We start from the raw sequence: 18,490 nt of genomic DNA on the forward strand, positions 1-18,490 counted from the left end.
GGCCTGATCTGGGGGGTTGCCTGGCGGCCTGGAAGAGGCGTGGCTTGCCGGGGTGTTGGGGGATCTGGGTGTGGTGCCGTCGGTCGCGCAACGCCCGGCGGCACCCGGCGGGGCCGCCGCGCTACCGGCCGCGCTACCTCCCGAGGAGGCGGCGCAGCCACAGGAGGCGGGCGGCCTTGGCCTGGCGGGCGAGGGCGGTCTGGGGGGCGATCATGTCGAAGCCGTGGAAGCCGCCGGGCCAGACGTGCAGCTCGGCCTGGCCGCCCGCCCGCCAGATGCCGCTCGCGTAGGCGACGTCCTCGTCGCGGAAGGTCTCGGCCGAGCCGACGTCGATGTAGGCCGGCGGCAGCCCGGACAGGTCCGTCGCCCGCGCCGGCGCGGCGTAGGGGGACACATCAGGCCCGCCGCGCGCGGGGCCGAGCAGCGCGCCCCAGCCGGTCTCGTTGGCGGAGCGGTCCCAGACGCCGCGGCCGGCCATCTGGACGGCGGACGGGGTGTCGTTGCGGTCGTCGAGCATCGGGGACGTGAGCACCTGGCCGGCGAGCGCCGGGCCGCCCCGGTCGCGGGCGAGCAGCGCCAGCGCGGCGGACAGCCCGCCGCCGGCCGACAGGCCCGCGAGGATGAGGCGGTCGGGGTCGCCGCCGAGCTCGGCGGCGTGGTCGGCGGTCCAGCGCAGGCCGGCGTAGCAGTCCTCGACCGGCGCCGGGTGCGGGTGCTCGGGCGCGAGCCGGTAGTCGACCGAGACGGCCACCAGGCCCAGCTGCTGGGCCCAGTCCAGGACGCCCGGCAGCCCCGTCCGGAAGTCTCCGATGATCATTCCTCCGCCGTGGGAGTGGTAGATCATGGGCTGGGCGGTGCGCGGGTCGGCGCCGGCCGCCTCGATCGTCGCCGCCGTCGGGCGGCAGACGAGCAGCGCCACGTCGGGCGCCCCGGCCGGGCCGGGTACGGACACCTCGCTGATCTCGAACGCCCCACCCCTGGCCAGGTCGTCGTTCGTCAGTCCGGTCGCGACACCGCCGTCGCCACGTAACCGGGGGATCATGTCCGGGGTGATCGCCGAAGGCAGGAACTCGGCGATCGACTCCACGATGGCGGCCATCTCCGCGTCGAACGGCGGCGGCGGCCCGACTGACGCGGGTTCCGCGCTCGGCGCGGGGACAGGTGGCGTTGCGATCGTCATGGCTGCTCCTCGGCTCCTCTGCTGCCCGGCGGCGAGCGTCGCGGCTGGTCAGCAGCATCCATCCACTGGCGCCGGGGCGCGACAAAACGGGGCGAGCGCTCCCAGCTGGGCAGGCCCGGCCACCCGCGGCTGTCTGTTCGGTCTCGGCGAACAGGCACGGCGGCCGGCGGGGAACAATGACTGGCTCCGATGACTTGAGTCGATCAGTGTCAAGTTCTCTGGGCTTGGCGATGACCGCTCTGTTGACCGTGAGGGATGTGCTTCGTGCCCCAGACTCGTGTGCTGCCTGTTCTGCCGCTCGACGACGTGGTCGTGCTGCCCGGCATGGTCGTGCCGCTCCCGCTCTCCGACGTCGAGACACGCGCCGCGGTGGACGCGGCCAGGGCGTCCGCCCAGTCGCGGTCGCCCGACAACGCCGGCTCGGTAGGCCCGGCTGACGGCCGCAAGGCGCAGGTCCTGCTGACACCTCGACTGGACGGCAAGTACGCGCCGGTGGCCGCGCTCGGCGTCATCGAGCAGGTCGGCCGGCTGCCGGGTGGTGAGCCCGCGGCGGTCGTCCGCGCGGTGGCCCGCGCCCGCATCGGCACCGGCAGCACCGGCCCCGGCGCCGCGCTGTGGGTCGAGGCGACCGTTCTCGACGACGCCGCGGGCGTCGCGACCTCGTCGGGCAAGGTCGCCGACCTCGCCCGTGAGTACAAGGCGCTCGTGACCACCCTGCTGCAGCAGCGCGGCGCGTGGCAGGTCGTCGACTCGGTGACCGCGATCGAGGACCCGTCGGCGCTCGCCGACACCGCCGGCTACGCCCCGTACCTCACCGCCGCGCAGAAGCTGGCGCTGCTGGAGACCGCTGACGTCGCGGCCCGGCTGGAGAAGGTCCTCGGCTGGACCAGGGAGCACCTGGCCGAGCTCGACGTCGCCGAGACGATCCGCAAGGACGTCCAGGAGGGCATGGACCGCCAGCAGCGCGAGTTCCTGCTGCGCCGCCAGCTGGAGGCCGTCCGCAAGGAGCTGCGCGAGCTGTCCGGCAAGGGCGGCGAAGGCGGCGACGGCGCCGGCGACGAGCAGGACGACTACCGGGCCCGTGTCGAGGCGGCCGACCTGCCGGAGAAGGTCCGCGAGGCGGCCCTGAAGGAGGTCGACAAACTCGAGCGGACCTCCGACCAGTCACCCGAGGGCGGCTGGATCCGGACCTGGCTGGACACCGTGCTCGACATCCCGTGGAACGAGCGCACGGAGGAGTCCTACGACCTCGCGGGCGCCCGCGCCGTGCTGGACGCCGACCACGCCGGCCTCGACGACGTCAAGGAGCGGATCGTCGAGTACCTCGCCGTGCGCCGCCGGCGCTCGGACGCCGGCCTCGGCGTCGTCGGCGGGCGGCGCAGCGGCGCGGTGCTGGCCCTGGCCGGCCCGCCCGGAGTCGGCAAGACCTCGCTCGGCGAGTCGGTCGCCCGCGCGATGGGGCGGAAGTTCGTCCGGGTCGCGCTCGGCGGCGTGCGCGACGAGGCCGAGATCCGTGGCCACCGGCGCACCTACGTGGGCGCGCTGCCCGGCCGGATCGTCCGGGCCATCCGCGAGGCCGGCACGATGAACCCGGTCGTGCTGCTCGATGAGGTCGACAAGCTGGGCGCCGACTACCGAGGCGACCCGACGGCCGCCCTGCTGGAGGTGCTCGACCCGGCGCAGAACCACACGTTCCGCGACCACTACCTCGAGGTCGAGCTGGACCTGTCCGACGTGCTGTTCCTCGCGACGGCCAACGTCGCCGAGGCGATTCCCGGGCCGCTGCTGGACCGGATGGAGCTCGTCCGGCTTGACGGGTACACCGAGGACGAGAAGGTCGTCATCGCCCGCGACCATCTGCTGCCGCGCCAGCTCGAGCGGGCCGGCTTCGCCGCGGCGGACGTGACGATCGACGACGGGGCGCTGCGGCTGCTCGCTGGGGAGTACACCCGCGAGGCGGGCGTGCGTGACCTGGAGCGCTCCATTGCCCGGGTGCTGCGCAAGATCGCCACGAAGGCCGCGATGGGCACACTCAGCTCCGACGCCTCCGGTGCCGGCGCGACCGGTTCGGATGCGGCTGGTGGCGGCGTGCCCGCGGCGAGGGAGGCGGCGCCGGAGGGCGCCGTGACGCTGCCGGTGACGGTCGGCGCGGGCGACCTGGTCGGCTACCTCGGCAGGCCGCGGCACACGCCCGAGTCGGCCGAGCGCACCGCCCTGCCAGGCGTGGCGACCGGGCTCGCGGTCACCGGCGTCGGCGGCGACGTGCTGTTCATCGAGGCGTCGCTGGCCGACAGGGAAAGCGGAGCGACCGGCGGGCTGACGCTGACGGGCCAGCTGGGTGACGTGATGAAGGAGTCGGCGCAGATCGCGCTGTCCTACCTGCGCTCGCGCGGCGCCGAGCTGGAGCTGCCGGTCGGGGACCTGGCCGAGCGGGGCGTGCATGTCCACGTCCCGGCGGGCGCGGTGCCCAAGGACGGGCCGAGCGCGGGCGTCACGATGACCACGGCGCTGGCGTCGCTGCTGTCGGGCCGCCCGGTGCGGGCCGAGGTGGCGATGACCGGCGAGGTGTCGCTGACCGGCCGGGTGCTGCCGATCGGCGGCGTCAAGCAGAAGCTGCTGGCGGCCCATCGGGCCGGCCTCACGACCGTCCTGCTGCCGAGCCGCAACGGCCCGGACCTGGACGACGTGCCGGCGGCGGTGCGCGACGCGCTCACCGTCCACCTGGTCTCCGACGTGCGCGAGGTCCTCGACCTGGCCCTCGAGCCTGCCGCGTTCGACCCGGCGCGGGGCGCCATGATCGCCGCCTAGGCAGCGGCACCCGGTGACCCACGGCCGGCCGGTGGACGAACGGTCCACCGGCCGGCCGTCGGCGTCGTGTGCCGTGTGCCGTGGCGATGTCGCCACGGGGTCGTGCCGCGTCGACGCTGTTTCACCGTCGGCGTGGTTACCCGTTGGTGTCGGGTGGCATCTCGGTTGGCGACGTCTCCTTTGGTGGATGAAACATCACGGTGAGATGATGTTACCTTAGGGGTGTCGGCTGTACAGGACGGTGGGGGAGTGCTTGCTGACGCTGAGCTAATTGCCTTTGTGCCGACGGTTGATCTCGACCGGGCGCTGAACTTCTACCAGGGCGTCCTCGGGCTCCCGCTGCTGGAGGAGACGCCGTCGGCGGCGGTGTTCCAGGTGGCCGGGACCATACTGCGCGTCAGCACGGTGCGCGAGGTCATGCCCCAGCCCTTCACGACGCTCGGCTGGAGGGTGGAGGACATCACCGGCGCCGTGCGCTGGCTCACCGACCGGGGCGCGCGGGTCAACCGCTACGACGGCATCGACCAGGACGGCCTTGGTATCTGGACCTCGCCGGACGGTGACCGGATCGTGTGGTTCAACGATCCGGACGGTCACACATTGTCGGTAACCCAGTTCTCCGGCGGACCCCTTCGAGGTGAAGCGCGTTCCTGAATGATTCCGGTCCCGGGCCGCCGTGGCCGGCCGTCGGCCGCACGATTCTGGATTTCGGAGCCGTTCCGTCACCCGACGACCACCCAGACGCCATTCCGGCGTATCGGCGCGGACACCGGCAGGTACGGATATCGGCCAGAATGGCCCGGGGATTGCGCGCCGGGGCGGCGTCCGAACGGATATCGGCCCCGCCCGTTCAGCGACCGGAACGCGCGAGTCCCGTGCGGGTCGCGGCGCCCGACGGGCCCGTCGGGACCGGGGGCGGCCCCACCGACGGGCGCAGCAGCTGAGCCGGCACGCCCGCCCAGATCTCGCTGTCGCCGACCCCGCTGACCACGGCCGCGCCCATGCCGATCATCGACCAGGCGCCCACCGTCAGCCCCTCGCGGACGGCGCAGTTCTGCCCCAGGTAGGCCCCGGCGCGCACCCGCACGGAGCCGGCGAGCGTCACCGCCGCGCAGACGCTCACGTAGTCCTCGACGACGACGTCGTGGGCGAGCACCGCGTTCGGCATCACCGCGACGTGCTGGCCGACGGTCACGTCCGCGGTGAGCACGACACCCGCGAGCAGCACCGAACCGGCCCCGACGGAGCACGAGGGCGGTACCACGGTGCGCGGGTGAATCACGCTGGTGTAGCGGTCGGCGCCGATGCCCATCTCCTCGAGCCGGTGACGCAGCACGGCGCGCGAGCGCCCACGGCCGGGCCCGAGCAGTAGGCGGGCCCGCGGGTAGTGGGCCACCCGTTCCAGGCCGCCAAGTACCTGGGCGCCCCCGATCGGGGCGCCCCACAACGCCGGGTTGTCGTCAAGGAAGCCCACGACGTGGTGCTCACCGGACGCGCGGGCGGCCTCCGCCGCCTCCCGGGCCAGGCCACCAGCGCCGACGATGAGCAGCGGGACGGGCCCGGCGGCGGTCATGCTGTCCTTTATACGGCTTCAGCCGTTCAAAGGCGCTCCGAGGTATTCCGCGCAGGCATGACGCGCCTCGTTCATCCGCCGTGAAGAGTCCACGGACGGCGCGAGGGATCTCAATCGCGAGGGGCCTCAGTATCGTTGCACACGGAACATCAGCCGCGGCACCGCGACAATCATGGGCCCGCCGGCCAGTACCGCCCGGCGGAACGGTTACCCCGCGCGACATTCGTGCGACGAGACACTTGGTACGGAGCCGATCCGCTCACCATTGTGGGGCCGGCGAGCGATGCCCGAACCTGGCCCGGGCATCGCCCGGCCAGGCCTGGCGTGGCCTTGTGCATGCCCTCCCGGGCGATCGGCCAGCCCGGTCTCGGCCCGAGCCGCGGACGCCGCGACGCCTCGGCCCGGGATGGTCAGGAGGCCCGGGTCAGGACGAGAACAGCGCGTTGAAGAAGCCGCCCTGCCCGTGGCGGCCGTGGCCGCGCCCGTGGCCGAACACGCCATGGCTCGCCTGGCCGCCGTGGCCCCAGGCTGGCTGACCGTAGGCGGGCTGGCCATAGGCGGGCTGGCCGTAGGGCTGCCCGGCCGGCGGCGGGGCGGGCGGAGCCGGCTGCGCCCACTGCGACTCCAGCCGGGTCAGCGCCTCCAGCTCGCCATAGTCGAGGAAGATCCCGCGGCAGCCGTCGCACTGCTCGATCTGGACACCGTTGCGGTTGTAGGTCCGCATCATCGCGTGGCACTTGGGACACTGCATCGTCGGTTGGCTCATGTGTACCTACCCATCGAGGGAGGCGGGCTCGTCGGGTCCGAAGCCTACTGACCTCGCACCCTCTACATCGCTGTCAAATGTACGACTCGCGCCAGGTCTTGCCCGCCGCCGAGCCGCCGCCGCCGAGCGGCCGCGCCGCCGCCAGGCTGCCGCCGCGATGGGACGGCGTCTGGTGCCGCATCAGCCAAGGTCGGCCCGGTGGCATCGCCGCATCGTGGGCTTGACCAGCGGTTCTGTACTCGGATCCGAACGGGCGAGGCCCGGAGCACGGATCCGAGTACAGTCCTGGCGATCTTGCGTGGCGAGCGCGGGCGAACGTTGCCGAGAACGGCACTACGAGAGCATCCGGCGGCAGCAGGTGACGAACGCATGGCCCAGCGAGTCCAGCCCATCGGGGCCGACACCGTCGCCGTCGCCGTCCCTGCCGTCGCCTTCCTGCCTGTCGCCGTCCGGCTCGCCAAGGTCCCGGCGGCTCTCTCGGGGCCCGCCCGCGGCGCTGTTCTCGTACACGTCGTGGCCGACCCTGTCCCGGTCACCATCGGAGGCCGTCGGCAGCGACGCGGTGAGGGCACGGGCGGCGTACTCGACGACCAACGTCCGGGCGGGCACGTCGACGGCGGGCCAGGGATCGCCGTCAGTGGACAGCGCCGGCCCGCCGGCGGCCCGATAGGTGTCGACGAACCGCGCCCACACCGCGGGCGGCAGCAGCCCGGCGGCGAACCAGGCAGCGGGCCTGGCCAGGTCCCATGCCGGGTCGCCGACCCCCAGGTCGTCGATGTCGACCAGCCGCCATCCGTCAGAGTCGGTCCTGACCAGCTGACCGAGGTGCCAGTCGCCATGGATCAGCGTGACGGGCCGGCCGGGCCGCGCGGTCGCGACCGCGTCCCGGTCCGGCAGCGCGCGATAGGCGGCCAGCACCGCGTCCCGCGCCGAGCCGCCGGAGACCGGGACGCCTCCGGCCGCCTGCGCCCCCTCGGCCGCCGGCGGCCGCGCGGTCTTCGGCGCCCCCGCGACCGCGGGTGCCGCAGCCGGAGGCAACGTCGCTGCCTGGCGCCGGAGTGCCTCGACCGCGGGTGCCAACCGTCTGCGCGGGTGCGCGGCCAGGGCCGCGATGCCCGTGGGACATGGCGCGGTGTGCAGCCGGGCCAGCAGCGCGGCGGCCTGCTCCCACGGCGCGTCGTCCGCGTCGTCCGGCCCGAGCGCCACGCCGAACGGCCAGGCGCTGACCCAGCGCCCACCGACTCGGGCCGCATAGCCGCCAAGCTCGGCGCCCGGGACCGGCAGCGGCGCGAGCAGGGCCGCGGCGAGGCAGGGGTCGGCCGCGGCGAGCAGCCGGGCCGCGAGCGCGGCCGGGTCGACACCGGCCTGGTGCGCCTTCAGCACCACACCCCCGCGCCGGACCACCAGCCGGTCATGCCGCCGCGAGATCACCTCGACGGCTTCGCCACCGTCACCGCCCGGCCCCACCAACCGGGCGGCTAGCGCGGCCATGCCGTCCAGAAGCGTCCGGGCCGCTGTCGCGTCCGGCGGTGCGGCGGCCAGGGGCCCGTTGGCCTCGCCGGCCGCGCTGGTCGCCCTCCCCGCCGGGGTCGTCCGCGCAGGTGTGCCGTCCACCCTGTGATTCAACCAACCCGGCCGGGATCGCAGCCGCGTCCGCGGGACCGCGCGGCCGCGCGGCCGACCAGGTGCGGTTCCCGGCAACGTTCGCCCGACCGGCGGTCGGGACTTGCCAAGCGTCCTAACGCGATATATCGTGAGCGTGTCACTGAAACACTGGTGAGCTCCAGACAGGCAAACGCCCGGGAGCGAGCCAGGTGCCGGTGGCTCTCGTGGGAGGCGCCGGGCTCGGCTGGCGCGCTTGGCCGCGCCGATCGGATACCCGTCGGACGCCCCCACGCACCTACCTCCATCAGCGCGCATACGCGCACATTCCGCAAGGAGACACCACCATGAAGTTCGATCATCGTGATTGGCCCGGACCACGCCCGGAGGAGGAGCCCGGCCCGCGCGGCGGCGGCCGGCGGCACCACGGCCCGTTCCGCCGGCACGGCCACGGGTTCGCGCACCACCCCGGTCCTGGCATGGGCCCGTTCCCAGGCCCAGGCGCGGGTCCGTTCCCTGGCCCCGGCCTCGGGGTGTTCGGTGGACCGCCGCCCATGGGAGCGATGCCTCCCGGCCCGGTGCCCCCGGGCGGGCCGGGGCCCTGGACGGCCGGGCCGTGGGGACGACGGGGGCGCCCGGGTGGCGGCCGCGGCCGCGCCGGCCGCGGCGACGTCCGCGCCGCCGTGCTGCTGCTGCTCGCCGACGCGGACGGCCCGATGCACGGCTACCAGCTGATGCAGGCGATCGCCGAGCGCACCGGCGGCGCCTGGCAGCCCAGCCCCGGCGCCGTCTACCCGACGATCAGCCAGCTCGAGGACGAGGGCCTGGTTACCGTCACCGCCGATGGCGGCCGGCGCCTGGTCACCCTCACCGAGGCTGGCCGGGAGCACGTCACCGCGAACCGCGCGGCGCTCGGGGACCCGTTCGCCGGGTTCACCGCCCGCGCCGGCGGCGGCGCCAGCCTGATCGGCCCGGTCCAGGAGCTGCACGCGGCCACCTGGCAGGTCGCGAGGACCGGCGACGCCGACCAGATCGCGGCCGCCCACAAGATCCTCACGGACGCTCGCCGGGCGCTGTACCTGATTCTGGCCGGCGAGCCCACCGCCGAGTCGGCCGGCGACTCCGCCGAGTCGGCCGGCGACTCCGCCGAGCCGGCCGCCGAGCCGGCCCCGGAGCCGCCCGCGGCATCCGCCTCGGGTGGCGCCGCGCCCGCCGCCGGCGAGTGACCACCGGCGCTGGCGAGTAGCTCCCGGCGGAGTCCGGCCCGTCTCCGGCGGGCCGGACTCCGCCGTTCCGTCAGCAGCTCTAAAGCCTTTCTTAAGGCGCAGCCAAGATTTGCCGCTCATTCTGAACGACGAGGCCCTTCTCACAAACCCGGTCGGGCGTCGCGCGCAGGGCTCCCTGCGCGCGACGCCCGACCGGGCCCCCTCCACGGCCTCTCCGGTGGATCTCGTCAGGGCGGCCCTCGACGGTAGCCGGACGCCAGTTCGCATGCCCAGCCAGCGATCACCGGTGCTCGGCAGGCAATGCTCGGCCCGTGATCGTCGTGCGGGTATGCCGACTAACGCCACATATCCCGATTTGCCTCTTTTGCGCATACCCCGTCCGCGATCTACGTGGCTCACCGGCTTCAGGAGCGCCGAAGATCGCCGGGGCTGTGCGCCGATCCGAACGCCAGGCCCCGCCGGTTCGCATCCGCGTACAGTTCCGCCGGTCAAACTGACAGTGCGACAAGGTCACCGGCCAGCCTTGCTTGAAACGGCATCAGGCTGATCCGGTGAAGCTCTGGGCGTCGGCTAAGAACAAAGCAGCGCGCGGCCCGGCGGCCGCGCGCTGCTTTGTCTGAGGTCGAGGGGTCGTCAGACGGGCTGAACCTTGTCAGCCTGCGGACCCTTCTGGCCCTGCACGATCTCGAACTGCACGTTCTGTCCCTCGTCAAGCGACTTGTAGCCGTCCGACATAATCGCCGAGAAGTGGACGAACACGTCCGGACCGCCACCGTCCACGGAGATGAATCCGAAACCCTTCTCCGCGTTGAACCACTTGACGGTACCCTGAGCCACGAGCGTTCTCCTTGCTACTTTCCCGGCAGACGTCCTTCGTCTCCCGGTCTCGCGCCGGCCGAGGAGCGCCCCACGTCCGGCCGTTCCGTTCGACGATGCATGACGTTCATACAGCGGGGAACCGGTAACACCACCACCCTACCCGCCATCGGCACTGGCGGTCCTGTCGTGGCCCGACCGGATCCCGTCCGTTTGCACGCTCCTGGGGTGCGAATGGGGTAATGGCCGCGCACACGGCCGACCCGGCACCTCTGGACAGACGGACCAGTTCGGCCGATGGGAACCGCGGGACGGCGGGCCACGAGTCCAGGCCGCAGCCGCGCGATGGTGTGGGTCCGGCAGCCAGGCCGGTGGTCAGCGCGAGGCCGGTGCCCAGGGGCCGACGCCGCCGATGCGCTGGACGGAGTACTGGACGGAGTAACGCACGGTGTAGCCAGGCCCCTTCGGTGCCAGGAACTCGGCGTCGGGGGAGATGTAGACCTTCGCCAGCCGGTTGAGCAGGTCCCATGCGTCGTCGGTCGGCTGAATGGTGGCCCGCGCATGCACCACGGCGTACTGGCTCATGAAGATGCCTGGCGCGCGCGGCGCGTCGAAGGACAATACCGCCCGCGGGTCCTGGTCGAGGTTGCGCAGCTTCGTGTACCACGACATATGTCCGCTGACCAGGTCATCGCCGTCGGGCCCGATCCAGATCACGGTCACCTGTGGGCTTCCATCGGGGTTGATGGTGCTGAGGTGAGCCATGGGCCCGGATTCGACCAGCTCTCTCAACGTGGGTGGCAGACCATTCACACCGTGCTCCTTTCCGCATGCCGGTGTGCTGTGCCATGAGATTTCCGGCATGGATGCCGGGTGACGGCCATGCCACCGTGGTGAGCCCGCCGGGTGAGGCCTGCCCGGCGGGAGGGCATCAGCGCGGGGCCAGGATGATGACGGGGATTTCGCGGTCTGTCCAGCCCTGATACCTCGCGAAGTCGGCGTAGAGGTCGACCAGTCGCGGCCACAGGCCGGCCCGTTCCTCGGGCGAGGCGACCCGGCGAGGACGGGGACATCCCGCCGGCCCTTCAGATGGACCTGAGTCCCGGGGTGGGCGATCAGGTTCAGATACCACTGCGGGTTCTTCGGCAGCCCGCCCTGGGAGGCCACGACGACCAGATCGTCACCGGACCGTGGGTACAGGAGCGGGGTGGTGAACAGCTTCCCGGACCTGCGGCCGCGGTGCTCCAGAAGCAGCGTCGGCGCCGGCCGGCGGAAACCGGCCCCGACACGCGCCACTTGCCGCCGACGCGCCCATTGGTCAGCTTGAAGATCCTCACCTGGTTCTGGCCATGTACTTGATGGCCATGGCCGTCGTGGGGGAGTCCAGGCCGTTGGGGGCCTCCTCGGGCAGGGAGAAACGTGCCACCGAAGCTCCTGAAAGTGAGCGGCCTACAGGGTGTCGGACGCGGCGTGATGGGGGGCGGTCGTCCCCCCGAGGGGTATCGGGCTCATGCCGAGCTTGCGATGATCCCAGGAACGGGTGCGCTGGACGTCGAAGCGTACGGCGATGCGCTTGTGGAGCATGAATTCCACAAGCGGCTTCGCCTCGTCGCTGTAGGGCCCGTTGTAGCGCTCCCAGACATTCACGCCGACGGCCCACAGCGCCTCGGGGTCGTCCACGATCTCGGCTCGGCCCTCCATCGAGACTCCGCGCAGCGTGTCATAGGTCAGGCCGTCCTCCATCAGGACGGTGACCCGCGGGTCGCGGCGGATGTTGAGCGCCTTCTGCGCCTTCGCCTTCGTCTCGAACCACAGCACTCCGTCGAGGACGGCGAACCACATCGCGACGGCGTGCGGATGGCCGGCCGGCCCGAGCGAGACCAGCGTCGCCGTGCGTCGCGTCGCCACATAGGCCGAGATCTCCTCGGCCGTCATCTCGACCTGGGACCGCCGATTTGCTCCCACCTGATCCTCTTTCTCTTCATGCGCTGTCTGCGTCGGTGTCGGTCTGCGTGCCACTTGTGCCGCCGACACCGGCCGGCACAGTGCCCCTGGGCCAGGGCCGACGGGGATCGACGTCACGATGCCGACGATGGCCTCTCGATGGTCGAGCAGCCTCGTCGGCGCCAGACAGGCGTGGGGTGCGATGTCCCTGCGCGGACCCGCCGATCATGGGTCGACCAGGCCGCCCGGGGGATCCATGGTGAGGAGACGATCCGGGGGTACCCAGGGGGCGGGAGCTGCGCACGGCGACGTAGTGACGGCTCGCGTGCCGCGGCAGAGCCTCGTCCGCCGCCTGCTCGCCGGTCCGCCGCCGCGTAGCTGACGAAGAAGTCGTACTCCCACGCAGGCTCCGGCCCGTCCGGTATTGCCCGAGAATGCCACAGAGCGTGGTCACAAACACGTCGGCATCTTCCGGGAGCACGAGGCCGGCCGCTCTCTCGCCGGAGACCGGAAGATCAATTGCCCGAGCTCGTGACCTGTGCAGACGAGGAACGGAGATCGCGCTCACCGCGCCTCCGACGCGTCCGCATGCGCCGGTCAGAGCAACCTGACAAAGCCCTGCTAAGAGACATAGCGCAGCCGGAGCGCCTGGCGCGGGCAGGTGTCGGCGGCGCGGCGGGCGTGCGCCGCCATGGGCGGCGGGACCGGGATGTCGCGACTCGGGCGGCCCGGGGGGAGCTCGCCGTCACGGGCGGCGGCCGCGCGGGCCGCGTCCTCGCGGGAGACCGGGTAGCCCCAGCGGTCCTGGGCGAGCACCTCGGGCAGCAGCTCGACGCACCAGCCGCGGCCGTCGCACGCGGTCCAGTCGACGGTGAGCAGCCAACTCGTCGGCGGCTTCACCGCGGCGCGGGCGCCGCCGCCCGCATGCGTGGCCGTCTCCGACTGAGCCGGGCCGCGTGAACTGGCTGACCACTGCGATGATCCACTGGACATTGCTGGGTCCTTCCGGCTGGTGTGGGGCTCAGGACTGCGCCGGCGGTTCGGTGGCGGGCGCCGCCACGTCAGGAACTACCCGCGTCGCTGCGTCACAGCACCTGGAATGACGGCGAGCACGTGACGGAAACGATGCAGCGGCCGGCCCTATGCGCCGCCAGGTCCGCGGTGAAGACGCGCAGCGTGGTGCGGACGAGCCGGGCAGCAACGATCGAGGCATCACCGTCAGAGTGGGCGCCTACCCTTGGAGCTGACTGAACGCGCGCTGTGTGCAGGCCCGGAGACGTGTCAGCGATCCGACTGCCCGTCACCCGCCCCGTTCCCCGGCTTACTCGACGAGGACGACCTCCAGCGTGCGGGGGCCGTGGACACCCTCGACGCGGTGGAGCTCGATGTCGCTGGTGGCGCTCGGCCCGCTGATCCAGGTCAGCGGGCGGGTCGCGCGGCCGGCGGCGCGCAGGCGCGCGAGCGCGTCCGGCACACCGGCGACCACCTGGTCGGCGCGCACGACCACCAGGTGGTAGTCCGGGACCAGGGACAGCGCGCGGCGGCCCTGCCCGGGCCCGCCGTCGAGCACGATCGTCCCGGTCTCGGCGATCGCCAGCGCGCAACCGGTCAGCACCCCGTCGAGCACATCCAGCTCGGCGGCCGTGAGCGGCGGCTCGTCGTCGACCGCCTCGATCCCGCGCGCCGCGGCGAGCCAGCCGGCCGGCAGACCCGGTGGGCGGACCAGGCGCCGCGCGCCGCGCTGGGTGAGCGCATCCGCGACGGCGGCGGCTATATCTCCGTCGTCGTTCCCGTCGTTCCCGTCGTTCCCGTCGCTCGCGTCATTCGTCGGGCCGGCGGGTGCGGCCGGTCCAGTTGGGACCCGGCGGACGAGCGCGTGGTAGTCGACGAGCCGGCCGGCCAGCAGCTCCAGTAACGCCTCCCGTGGCGCGTCCGCCGCAAGGCTCGGGGAACCGTCGCCGGCGGTGCGGTAGTCCCGGGAGGCGGGCGGTGCGGCCGGCCGGTCGGCGAGCGCGGCGCGCACCCGGGCCAGGACCTCTGCCCGCGCGTCATCAGACGGCGATGGGTCTGTCCGACTCATCACGGCGTCCTCTCGTCCGGCTCGTCCGGCGCGTCTCGGCCGCCCGGGGCGTCTTGGCCGATCCGCGCATCCTGGAGGTCCCGCGCGCCCGGTGCGTCCGGGTCGTCCAGTGGGTTCGACGCGTTCGGGCCGTCCAGCGGGTCTGGCGCGTTCAGGCTGTCCGGCGCGTCCGGGCCGTCGGGGCCGGACCGCTGGCGCGACCAGCGGTCGCGGAAGGTCTCGGCCGGGGGGAGCGGCAGGTCGCGGCTGGCGGTCCAGGCGGCCAGCGGTGGTGGCAGCCGCCCGATCGCGCCGCGGCGGCGCCCGAGCAGCCGGCCGAGGCGGGCGGCGCGCAGGGCGCGCGCCCAGCGGTCCGGTTTCGCCATCGTCCAGGCGGCCGCGGCCATCACAGCCCGTTCGGGCTTGGGCGGGTGGCCGGCGCCGCGCCCGGCGTCCACCACCTTGGCCCGCAGGTGGACCAGCATGGACGGGATGTCGATCGCGACGGGGCAGGCGTCCAGGCAGGCCCCGCACAGCGTCGACGCGTACGGCAGCGACGGGTTGTCGGCGACGCCGGCGAGCTGCGGGGACAGCACCGCGCCGATCGGGCCGGGGTAGACCGACCCGTAGGCGTGACCTCCGGTCCGCTCGTAGACGGGGCAGACGTTCAGGCAGGCCGCGCACCGGATGCAGCGCAACGCCGCCCGCCCGGCCGGGTCCGCGAGCGTCGCCGTGCGGCCGTTGTCGAGCAGCACCAGGTGGAACGCGCGGGGGCCGTCGCCGGGTGCCACACCTGTCCACATCGACGTGTACGGGTTCATCCGCTCACCGGTCGCCGAGCGGGGCAGCAGCTGGAGGAAGACCTCGAGGTCGCGCCAGGTCGGGACGATCTTCTCCAGGCCCATCACGGTGATGAGCGTGTCGGGCAGCGTCAGGCACATCCGGCCGTTGCCCTCGGACTCGACGACGGCGAGCGTGCCGGTCTCGGCGACGGCGAAGTTCGCCCCGCTGATCGCGACCCGGGCCGACAGGAAGCGCTGCCGCAGGTGTCGGCGGGCGGCCTCGGCGAGCGCTCGGGGCTCGTCGGTCAGCCCGGGTGGCGCGGGGACGCCGCCGGACGCGCCCATCTCCCGGGCGAAGATGTCTCGGATCTCGGCACGGTTGCGGTGGATCGCCGGCACGACGATGTGGCTTGGCCGGTCGTGGCCGAGCTGGACGATGAGCTCGGCGAGGTCGGTCTCCCAGGCCGCGACGCCGGCGTCGGCGAGCGCCTCGTTCAGGCCGATCTCCTGGGTCGCCATCGACTTGACCTTGACGACCTCGGTGGCGCCCGCGGCGCGGACGAGGTCGACGACGATCCGGTTCGCCTCGTTCGCGTCGCGCGCCCAGTGGACGACGCCGCCGCGCGCGGTGACCTGCTCCTCCAGCTGGACCAGGTAGTCGCCCAGGTGCGCGAGCACGTCGTCCTTGATCGCGGCGCCGGCCGCGCGCAGCTGGTCCCAGTCGTCGAGCTCGGCGACGACGCGTGCCCGGCGCCCGCGGATCGTGCCTGTCGCCTTCCCGAGGTTACGGCGCAGCTGGGCGTCACCGAGCGCCCGGCGCGCGGCCACCGGGAACGGCTCGTCGCCGCGCAGCATCCCCACCCCGCGTGGCGCCGTCGGCGGCACCACCGCCGGCAGCCCCAGAAACGTCGCCGGGGAGGCCCCCGCCGGCCCGCTCGCCGCCGTCACGACCCGCCCCCGCCGACGATCTGTGTCATCTCAGCGTGCCTATAGGCACGCTGAGATGACACAGTCGCTGCCCCCAGCGGCGAACTGTGGTGGATGAGCCTGCCTATAGGCAGGCTCAGATGACACACTTCGACGTCCGAGCCTGGCCGGGGCGGACGGCCACCGGCCGAGAGGACTGGCGGGGCCGTGGCCGGCATACCAGCTTTCCCCGTTCCGCCCGTCCACGGCCCGCTCAGCCGCACACGCTCCAGCACTGTGCGTGTCCGGCTCCGCTGGTCGTCGGCCTGGCGGCGCCCAGGCGCCTGACCGGCACCCGGCCGGGTCATCGGGCAGCCCGCGCGGTGGATGCCGCGGGCGGCGCGGCGACAGGGGACGCGGTGGTGGCCGTGGACGCGAGGATCTCCGCCAGGTGAACGGGTCGGACGCCGGTCCGCAGCCGGGACAGGCCTCCGCCGATGTGCATGAGGCAGGACGAGTCGCCGGCGGTGACGACCTCGGCGCCGGTGGACAGCACGTCGCGCATCTTGTCGGCGAGCATCGCCGTCGAGGTGTCCGCGTTCTTCAGCGCGAACGTGCCGCCGAAGCCGCAGCATGACTCCGCGGCCGGCAGCTCCACCAGGTCGAGACCGGCGACGGCGCGCAGCAGCCGCGCCGGCGCGTCGCCGACCCGCAGCAGCCGCAGCGAGTGGCAGGTCGGGTGGTAGGTGACCCGGTGCGGGTAGTAGGCCCCGACATCGGTCACGCCGAGCACGCCGACCAAGAACTCGGACAGCTCGTAGGTGCGCGACGCGAGGTCGGCGGCGGCCGCGGCCAGCGCCTCGTCGCCGGCGGCGGCCGCCAGCGTCGCGTACTGGTGGCGCACCGAGCCGACGCAGGACCCGCTCGGCGCGACGACCGCCTCGTAGCCTTCGAACGCGCCGACGTGCCGGCGCACCAGCGGTAGCGCCTCGCGGGCGTAGCCGGTGTTGATGTGCATCTGGCCGCAGCAGGTCTGCGCCAGCGGCATGTCGACCTCGTGGCCGAGGCGCTCCAGTACCCGCACGGTCGCGTCGCCGACGTCCGGGAACATCCCGTCGACCAGGCAGGTGACGAACAGTCCGATCCGCATCCGCTCAGCTCCCTCCGGCGCCGCCGCGCCACGGCGGGCTCGGCATAAGGACCGTCCTGGTCCTCGTCGGTTCGTACCGCGTCGGCGGGGCCGTGGCACGGACCAGCGCGCGCAACGCCTCCAGACTGACGTCACCGCCGCCCGCCCGCCGCCCGCCGGGAGCGCCGAAGGCGCCGTGGGCGCGGGCCTGGACCAGCACGTTGCCGAGCGCGGTCGCCTCCGCCGGGCCGGCGAGCACCGGCAGGCCGAGCGCGTCCGCGGTCAGCTGGCACAGCAACTCGTTGCGCGACCCGCCACCGACGAGGTGCACGACGTCGACGCGCCGGCCCGACAGGTGCTCGGCGGCGCGCACCGCCCGCGCGTAGGCGGCGGCGAGGCTGTCCAGGACGCAGCGGACGATCTCGGCCGGGGTCCGCGGCTCGCGCTGCCCGCTGGCGCGGGCCGCGGCGACGACGCGGGCCGGCATGTCGCCGGGTGGCAGGAACTCGGGGGCGTCGGGGTCGACCACCGGGCCGCTGGGCGGCAGCGCCGCCGCCTGGCCCAGCAGGTCGGCCAGCGCCCACCGGTGCCCGGCGCGCCGCCACGTCCGCAGGCACTCCTGCAGGATCCACAGGCCCATCACGTTATGCAGGTAGCGGGTCCGGCCGTCGACGCCCGCCTCGTTGGTGAACTGGGCGGCGCGGCTGTCCTCCGTGAGCACCGGCGCGTCGAGCTCGACGCCGACGAGCGACCAGGTGCCGCATGAGATGTAGGCCCAGTTCTCGCCCTCGGCGGGCACGCCGACGACCGCCGACGCGGTGTCGTGCGAGCCGACCGCCGTGACCGGTGTCCCGGCGGCGAGCCCGGTCTCCTCGGCCGCCTCGGGGCGCAGCCCGCCGACGACCGTGCCCGGGGTGACCAGCGGCGGCAGGATCTCGGGGCGGATCCCCGCGAGCCGGGCGAGCGACGCCGACCAGGTCCGGTCGTGCGCGCCGAGCAGGCCGGTGGTCGACGCGTTCGTCACCTCCGCGGCCCGCTGCCCAGTCAGCCAGTAGGCCAGCAGGTCCGGGATGAGCAGCAGGGTCGCCGCGGCGCCCAGCGCGCCGCGGCCCGCCGCCGACTCGGCGGCGAGCTGGTAGAGCGTGGTGAACGGCAGGAACTGCAGCCCATTCGCCGGGTACAGCGCCGAGGGGGAGGTCGCGGCGTGCACCGCGTCGAGAACCGCCTCGCCGGTCCTGGCGTCGCGGTAGTGGTGGGGGAGGCCGAGCAACCGGCCGGCGCCGTCGAGCAGGCCGTAGTCGACGGCCCAGGAATCGACGCCGATGCTGCGCGGCTGCCCGTGTGCCTCGCCGAGCGCCCGCAGCCCGGCGAGGATCTCGAGGTAGAGGTGCCCGACGTCCCAGTGCAGGCCGTCGGGCAGCCGCAGCGGCGTGTTCGGGAACCGGCGCACCTCGCTCGCCTCCAGCCGGCCAGGGCCGACATGCGCGGCGAGCACCCGCCCGCTGGAGGCCCCGAGGTCGACGGCGGCGAACAGACTCATCGCGCCCTCCCCGCCATCGGCGGCCCGGCCGTCTCCGGCCCGGCCGCCGGCGGCCCGGCTGGGCAGCCGGCGGCGGGAAAGGCCGCAGCTGAGCGGCCGGCGGCGGGAAGGGCCGCGGCGGGGAGGGCGGCGGTTGGACGGTCCGCGGCCAGGCGGTCG

Annotated in this window: 16 protein-coding genes and 1 pseudogene; 3 read left to right on the forward strand and 14 right to left on the reverse strand. The window is 73.7% G+C overall.

All coding sequences use genetic code 11. The annotated features are described in order from the left end of the window. Positions 1 to 133: 133 nt before the first annotated feature. Entirely contained in the window at positions 134 to 1,180 is a 1,047-nt protein-coding gene (locus tag BCD48_RS29380) for an alpha/beta hydrolase (RefSeq protein WP_071051647.1), read from the reverse strand. 264 nt (positions 1,181 to 1,444) lie between these two features. Between BCD48_RS29380 and lon the strand changes: the two genes are divergently transcribed. After that, the gene (lon, locus tag BCD48_RS29385; RefSeq protein ID WP_071051667.1) at positions 1,445 to 3,988 is read left to right on the forward strand and encodes an endopeptidase La; all 2,544 of its coding nucleotides are present in this window, start codon (positions 1,445 to 1,447) and stop codon (positions 3,986 to 3,988) included. Positions 3,989 to 4,237: 249 nt separating this feature from the next. After that, the gene (locus BCD48_RS29390; protein ID WP_071051648.1) at positions 4,238 to 4,642 is read left to right on the forward strand and encodes a VOC family protein; all 405 of its coding nucleotides are present in this window, start codon (positions 4,238 to 4,240) and stop codon (positions 4,640 to 4,642) included. Positions 4,643 to 4,838: 196 nt separating this feature from the next. On the opposite strand, the gene BCD48_RS29395 is transcribed toward BCD48_RS29390, so the two are convergent. The 3 genes from BCD48_RS29395 to BCD48_RS29405 all read right to left on the reverse strand — a co-directional run bounded on the left by BCD48_RS29395 (position 4,839) and on the right by BCD48_RS29405 (position 7,941). Then, the gene (locus BCD48_RS29395; protein WP_071051649.1) at positions 4,839 to 5,561 is read right to left on the reverse strand and encodes a NeuD/PglB/VioB family sugar acetyltransferase; all 723 of its coding nucleotides are present in this window, start codon (positions 5,559 to 5,561) and stop codon (positions 4,839 to 4,841) included. 424 nt (positions 5,562 to 5,985) lie between these two features. Further along, a complete protein-coding gene (locus BCD48_RS29400) occupies positions 5,986 to 6,327 on the reverse strand; it encodes a TFIIB-type zinc ribbon-containing protein (RefSeq protein WP_198543445.1) in 342 nt (113 codons plus the stop codon). Between the two features lie 333 nt (positions 6,328 to 6,660). Continuing rightward, the gene (locus BCD48_RS29405; protein ID WP_071051650.1) at positions 6,661 to 7,941 is read right to left on the reverse strand and encodes a phosphotransferase; all 1,281 of its coding nucleotides are present in this window, start codon (positions 7,939 to 7,941) and stop codon (positions 6,661 to 6,663) included. Between the two features lie 335 nt (positions 7,942 to 8,276). Between BCD48_RS29405 and BCD48_RS55045 the strand changes: the two genes are divergently transcribed. Beyond that, complete coding sequence (locus BCD48_RS55045) at positions 8,277 to 9,155, forward strand: PadR family transcriptional regulator (RefSeq protein ID WP_071051651.1); 879 nt, start codon at positions 8,277 to 8,279, stop codon at positions 9,153 to 9,155. A 633-nt stretch (positions 9,156 to 9,788) separates the two neighbouring features. Here the strand turns inward: BCD48_RS55045 and BCD48_RS29415 are convergent. The 10 genes and pseudogenes from BCD48_RS29415 to BCD48_RS29455 all read right to left on the reverse strand — a co-directional run bounded on the left by BCD48_RS29415 (position 9,789) and on the right by BCD48_RS29455 (position 18,331). After that, positions 9,789 to 9,992 (reverse strand): cold-shock protein, encoded by a 204-nt coding sequence (locus tag BCD48_RS29415; RefSeq protein WP_071051652.1) that lies wholly within the window; start codon positions 9,990 to 9,992, stop codon positions 9,789 to 9,791. A 354-nt stretch (positions 9,993 to 10,346) separates the two neighbouring features. Next, positions 10,347 to 10,835 carry a PPOX class F420-dependent oxidoreductase gene (locus BCD48_RS29420; protein WP_071051653.1) on the reverse strand — a complete coding sequence of 163 codons (489 nt, stop codon included), beginning with the start codon at positions 10,833 to 10,835 and terminating at the stop codon, positions 10,347 to 10,349. A 67-nt stretch (positions 10,836 to 10,902) separates the two neighbouring features. Continuing rightward, complete coding sequence (locus tag BCD48_RS56885) at positions 10,903 to 11,103, reverse strand: nitroreductase/quinone reductase family protein (protein ID WP_274536592.1); 201 nt, start codon at positions 11,101 to 11,103, stop codon at positions 10,903 to 10,905. A 2-nt stretch (positions 11,104 to 11,105) separates the two neighbouring features. After that, positions 11,106 to 11,267: pseudogene (locus BCD48_RS56890) on the reverse strand (nitroreductase/quinone reductase family protein); the annotation flags it as partial. Between the two features lie 153 nt (positions 11,268 to 11,420). Further along, positions 11,421 to 11,936 carry a pyridoxamine 5'-phosphate oxidase family protein gene (locus BCD48_RS29430; RefSeq protein WP_071051654.1) on the reverse strand — a complete coding sequence of 172 codons (516 nt, stop codon included), beginning with the start codon at positions 11,934 to 11,936 and terminating at the stop codon, positions 11,421 to 11,423. Positions 11,937 to 12,536: 600 nt separating this feature from the next. Next, entirely contained in the window at positions 12,537 to 12,908 is a 372-nt protein-coding gene (locus BCD48_RS29435) for a ferredoxin (RefSeq protein WP_083419383.1), read from the reverse strand. Between the two features lie 328 nt (positions 12,909 to 13,236). Then, positions 13,237 to 13,995: a LutC/YkgG family protein gene (locus tag BCD48_RS29440; RefSeq protein ID WP_071051655.1), complete on the reverse strand. Its 759-nt coding sequence runs from the start codon at positions 13,993 to 13,995 to the stop codon at positions 13,237 to 13,239. Beyond that, entirely contained in the window at positions 13,995 to 15,704 is a 1,710-nt protein-coding gene (locus tag BCD48_RS29445) for a LutB/LldF family L-lactate oxidation iron-sulfur protein (RefSeq protein WP_241842077.1), read from the reverse strand. The genes BCD48_RS29440 and BCD48_RS29445 overlap by 1 nt, the downstream gene beginning before the upstream one ends. Before the next feature lie 322 nt (positions 15,705 to 16,026). Next, the gene (locus BCD48_RS29450) at positions 16,027 to 16,812 is read right to left on the reverse strand and encodes a (Fe-S)-binding protein (protein WP_071051656.1); all 786 of its coding nucleotides are present in this window, start codon (positions 16,810 to 16,812) and stop codon (positions 16,027 to 16,029) included. Positions 16,813 to 16,816: 4 nt separating this feature from the next. Then, on the reverse strand, positions 16,817 to 18,331 hold the full coding sequence (locus tag BCD48_RS29455; RefSeq protein WP_071051657.1) for a rhamnulokinase: 1,515 nt from the start codon (positions 18,329 to 18,331) through the stop codon (positions 16,817 to 16,819). Positions 18,332 to 18,490 lie beyond the last annotated feature (159 nt).

The organism is Pseudofrankia coriaricola (genome assembly GCF_001854805.1).
In the GTDB taxonomy this organism is placed as follows: Bacteria; Actinomycetota; Actinomycetes; order Frankiales; family Frankiaceae; genus Pseudofrankia.